The sequence below is a fragment of the Armatimonas sp. genome, assembly GCF_043760365.1.
Lineage (GTDB): Bacteria > Armatimonadota > Armatimonadia > Armatimonadales > Armatimonadaceae > Armatimonas.
In genome coordinates, this window is sequence record NZ_JAYUPA010000638.1 from 1 (window position 1) to 4,105 (window position 4,105).

General features: G+C 61.8%; 4 protein-coding genes. 1 reads left to right on the forward strand and 3 read right to left on the reverse strand.

The window, feature by feature from the left end:
- Nucleotides 1-986, forward strand: a 986-nt coding sequence (serC, locus tag ACH2EH_RS14625; protein WP_395142781.1) for a 3-phosphoserine/phosphohydroxythreonine transaminase, incomplete at its 5' end; no start/stop codon positions are given.
- Here serC and ACH2EH_RS14630 read toward each other — a convergent pair.
- The 3 genes from ACH2EH_RS14630 to ACH2EH_RS14640 form a co-directional block, all read right to left on the reverse strand.
- Nucleotides 983-1,879 carry an aldose epimerase gene (locus ACH2EH_RS14630; protein WP_395142782.1) on the reverse strand — a complete coding sequence of 299 codons (897 nt, stop codon included), beginning with the start codon at nucleotides 1,877-1,879 and terminating at the stop codon, nucleotides 983-985. The two genes, serC and ACH2EH_RS14630, sit on opposite strands and share 4 nt — an antisense overlap.
- Before the next feature lie 154 nt (nucleotides 1,880-2,033).
- Nucleotides 2,034-3,170, reverse strand: a complete 1,137-nt coding sequence (locus ACH2EH_RS14635) for a mandelate racemase/muconate lactonizing enzyme family protein (protein ID WP_395142783.1) — start codon at nucleotides 3,168-3,170, stop codon at nucleotides 2,034-2,036.
- Nucleotides 3,171-3,173: 3 nt separating this feature from the next.
- Nucleotides 3,174-3,830 carry a bifunctional 4-hydroxy-2-oxoglutarate aldolase/2-dehydro-3-deoxy-phosphogluconate aldolase gene (locus ACH2EH_RS14640; RefSeq protein WP_395142784.1) on the reverse strand — a complete coding sequence of 219 codons (657 nt, stop codon included), beginning with the start codon at nucleotides 3,828-3,830 and terminating at the stop codon, nucleotides 3,174-3,176.
- Nucleotides 3,831-4,105 lie beyond the last annotated feature (275 nt).

A 4,105-nucleotide genomic window follows, 5' to 3' on the forward strand; every position in this document is an offset into this window, starting at 1 on the left:
GAATGTCAATCCTAGAGCTATCTCACCGAGGTAAGTGGTACGATCCGGTTCACGCCGAGGCGCAAGCACAGGTTCTCGCAACCCTTGGGCTCTCCGAGAGTGAGTACGCCCTAGCGCTACTGGGGGGCGGTGCAAGCTTGCAGTTTGCGATGCTTCCCCTGAACTTTTTGGGTGCGGGGCAAACAGCGGACTACGTGGATGCGGGCGAGTGGGGCGCGAAGGCAATCGGTGAGGCCAAGCGCGTTGGCAGTGTTTATCTGGCGGGCTCGTCCAAGGCAACAAACTACGACCGCTTGCCTGAGCTCACTCCGTCTGGCAATGCCCGCTATTTTCACCTGACCACGAATAACACGATTGAGGGAACGCAGGTCTTTGCGCTCCCTGAAACCGGCGGAGCCCCCCTGATCGCCGATGCCTCGTCGGATATTTTCGGCGTGGATCGGGACTACAGCCAGTTTGATCTGATCTACGCCGGGGCCCAGAAGAACGCGGGGCCAGCAGGGGTGACGATGGTGGTGGTGCGAAAGTCGTTTATGGAGACAGCGCACAAAAATATCGCACCCATGCTCTCCTACCAGACTCAGTGCGAGAAGCAGTCGCTCTATAACACACCACCCGTCTTTCCAATTTATGTTCTAGGACTGACCCTCAAGTGGATCGCCGGCGAGGGCGGTGTGGCGGCAATTGCGGCGCGTAACCAGGCAAAGGCGCAGACAATTTACGACGCGCTGGATGCTTGTGCCCCCGTTTTCTCCTCCTGCGTGGCTGTCAAAGAGCACCGCTCGTGGATGAACCTCACTTTCCGCGTGGCCACGGCGGAGCTGGAGAAAGTATTTTTAGCGGAGGCAGTGGCAGCGGGCATGGACGGCCTCCCGGGGCACCGCAATGTCGGGGGCTTCCGTGCGAGCATCTACAACGCCTTCCCCGTGGCGGGCTGCGATGCTCTCGCGGCGCTCATCCATGACTTTGCACGGCGCAAGGGCTAGCCAACCCCCCAGCTTCCCGCGAAGCGTGCCCCTGGCTCCAGGCGGCGCAACCCCCACTCCGGGTGGTTGAAGGCATCGCTTCCGCAGGTCATGGGCTCGATTGCAAGAGAGCCACGGCGGTACTCGGCGGGCATGTTCTCTCCCGTGTAGAGCACCACATAATCAAACGCCTCGTCCATCCAGACCGTCACCGACTTGCCGTTGCCTGTCAGTGTCACCCGTGCGCGACCATCAGAGCCGCGCTGGGGGGCGAGAAAACAGTGGTTGAAGATGGTCGTGCCAATCGGGGCGGAGTGGCGGAAATCCAGTCCCGCTTCCGCAACCGAGAAAATCTTGCCGGTGGGGATAAACTGCACCATCTCCAGCACGGAGTCAAAGGGCAGTGTGAGCCGATCCGTATCTACCTGCTCGGAGCCGACCGTGAAGTACGGATGGAAGCCCGTTGCCACGGGCGCTGCCACTGCCCCGGTATTCGTGATCCCAAAATCACAGCGCAGGCCCTCGTCGCCGAGCGTGTAGATCAGCTCTAAATCCAGCAGAAACGGATAGCCCGGTGCGCCTGTGAATGCCAGCGTAAAGCGCGCATGGCTCTCGCTCTGCTCGGCAACCGTCCAGTCTACCGTCCGCACAAACCCATGAATGGCATTGGGGCCATCTTTATCAGTCTGGGGTAGCTGATAGCGCACGCCGTCCCATGAGTACGTCCCGCCACCGACGCGCCCCGGAAACGGGATCAGCACATCGCCCTGTCCGCCCTGCTTGTTGGCGATGCCCCGGTAGCCCGTCGCCACCGGTTGACCGCCTTTTGTCACGCCCCGCAGCGACGCGCCATGCACCGCGACTACCGCTTCCCATGCGCCATGGCGCAGAATAATTTCCTGATCGTCGTTCATATTTCTCCGTGTGTTTCGCCTTTGTCCGGGCACGCACTTGTCCGAGTCATACCTTTGTCCGAGGCAACAAGTTGCTCTCGCTGAGGGCTTCGCCATGCACTCTTCGAGTGCGTAGATGCGTTTTACTCATCCGCGAGGATGACCGGCGAAGCCCTCAGCGAGTTGGTTTTAACCACTCGAACAGAGCCGTTTTATTCACCGTCACCCCAAGGCCGGGTGCGCTTGGCACGGTTGCCAGTCCCTCTTCGATCTCGATGCACTCCGCAAAAATCTCCCGCAAGGGGTCTTCGAGGCTGTCTGTTTCTAGGAGCGGCGGGCGCAGCTCGACACGGCCCGGATGCCGGATATCAGAAGCGAGAAAGTGCAGGGACGCAGCAAGATTGAGCTGTGTGCCAGGCGAGCGTGGGACAACATTAACACCGTGTGCCGAGGCCACGGTACGGATTTTTTGCGCCTCGCTCAGGCCGCCGCACCAAGCGGGATTCACCTGAAAGGTCCCGATGGACTGGGTTGCCAGAAGCGCTTCAAACGCCCAGCGGGTCTGCTCGTAGCGACCGACCGAGAGCGGAAGCCCTGTCTGCACGGCAAGACGTGCCCAGGCGGTGACGGGCTCTGCGGCCAAGGGATCAGACAGAGCCGTGAAACCCTGCTCGGCCAGTGCGCGACAGATAATCGCCGCCTCCGGAACGTCGTAGGAGCCGTGCGCCTCCGCCGCAAAAGGGATATCGGGGAACTCCTTGCGTAGTGCCCGCGCCAGAGCGATGTCGGCGGCGAGGCTACGTCCAACCTGAACGAGCAGCGCCCGTGCTCCGCCCTCGACGGCTTTTCTTGCCTCGATCAGCATTCGGGGGATGCGCTCACTCTCCGGCCCCTCACGAAAGTAGAGCCCCGTGGTGTAGCAGGGCATCCGCTCACGGGTCCTGCCCCCAAGGAGTGCGCTCACCGACTGTCCTAGGAGCTTACCCTTGAGATCCCAGAGCGCCATATCAAGCCCACTCAGCGCTCCAATCAACACACCGCGCCGCCCGTGAGGAAGCGCCGCCTGCCAAAGCCGATCCCAGAGCGGCTCGGTGGCGAGGGGGTCTTGCCCGATCAGCAGCGGCCCGAAGAACGCGGTGACAGCGGCGGCAAGCACAGCAGGTGGCCCCGCGCACTCCCCCCAGCCCTCCGTGCCATCGTCGGCAGTGAGCTGCACCAGCAGCGCCTCGCGGACACTCGCCTTGCCCCGCGCCCAGCCGTAGGACTCCACCAGAGGAGCACGCAGTGGGAACGCCTGAACACTCTGGATCATCTGCTAGCCGCGCGCCTTCGCCACGGCGGCGACAAAGGCTCTGGCGGTCTCGGTGAGGGCGGCCCAGTCTTTGTTCTTAAGCACCTCTTTGCTCACCAGCGACGAGCCCGCCGCGACGGCAGCGCAGCCCGCCTTGATGAACTCCCCCGCAGTGCTCAGATCCACACCACCCGTGGGAATGATCTGAAGCTGCGGCAGAGGCGCTTTGAGCGCTTTAATATAGCTGGGGCCAAGGCCATCGGCGGGGAAGATCTTGATGAAGTCCGCACCCGCTTCATGAGCCGTGAGCGCCTCCGTGGGCGTGTAGGCTCCACAGACAATCGGGACACTGTAGCGGCGGCACATCTCGATAATTTCGAGTTTCATCACGGGTGAGACGGCAAACTGCGCCCCCGCTAAGATCGCCATCCGAGTAGTCTGGGCATCTAATACCGTGCCGACGCCCATCAAAATCGCATCGCCCAGCTCTTTGCGAACGGCTGTAATCACTTGTAAAGCGTTGGGGGTGGTCATGGTCACCTCCATCGCCGTCACGCCGCCCGCCGCCAGAGCCTTGGCAACATCCATTAGCTGCTCACTGGAGTCCGCGCGGATCACCGCCACCACGCCTGGATTCACCATTCGCTCAATAATCTCGTACTTGCTCATATCAGAGTACATGATAGCACACCCCTCACTTAGCGGCGAAGAGCAGGAAATCCATCCCCACACCACGAACCAACTACTCGAACGGAGACGGAGACCCTATGGACAGCGCCCCTATTCCCCCCGCATCGCCACGCTATAAGTGGCTGGTGGTCCCTCCACCAGCCAAGGCCCCCCTCCACATCGGAGTACATGTCTTTGGGTTTGGGGCCATCCCACTGCGCAAACATCCACGTGCTGGGCAGGCCCGTCTGGAACTGGTGCCCCGGATAGTTCGCGAGCAGCGGCCA

What these genes read in the sequence shown, in the direction of transcription:
- ACH2EH_RS14640 (WP_395142784.1), bottom strand. Translation starts at nt 3,830, where the DNA reads ATGTACTCTGATATGAGCAAGTACGAGATTATTGAGCGAATGGTGAAT.
- ACH2EH_RS14630 (WP_395142782.1), bottom strand. Translation starts at nt 1,879, where the DNA reads ATGAACGACGATCAGGAAATTATTCTGCGCCATGGCGCATGGGAAGCG.
- ACH2EH_RS14635 (WP_395142783.1), bottom strand. Translation starts at nt 3,170, where the DNA reads ATGATCCAGAGTGTTCAGGCGTTCCCACTGCGTGCTCCTCTGGTGGAG.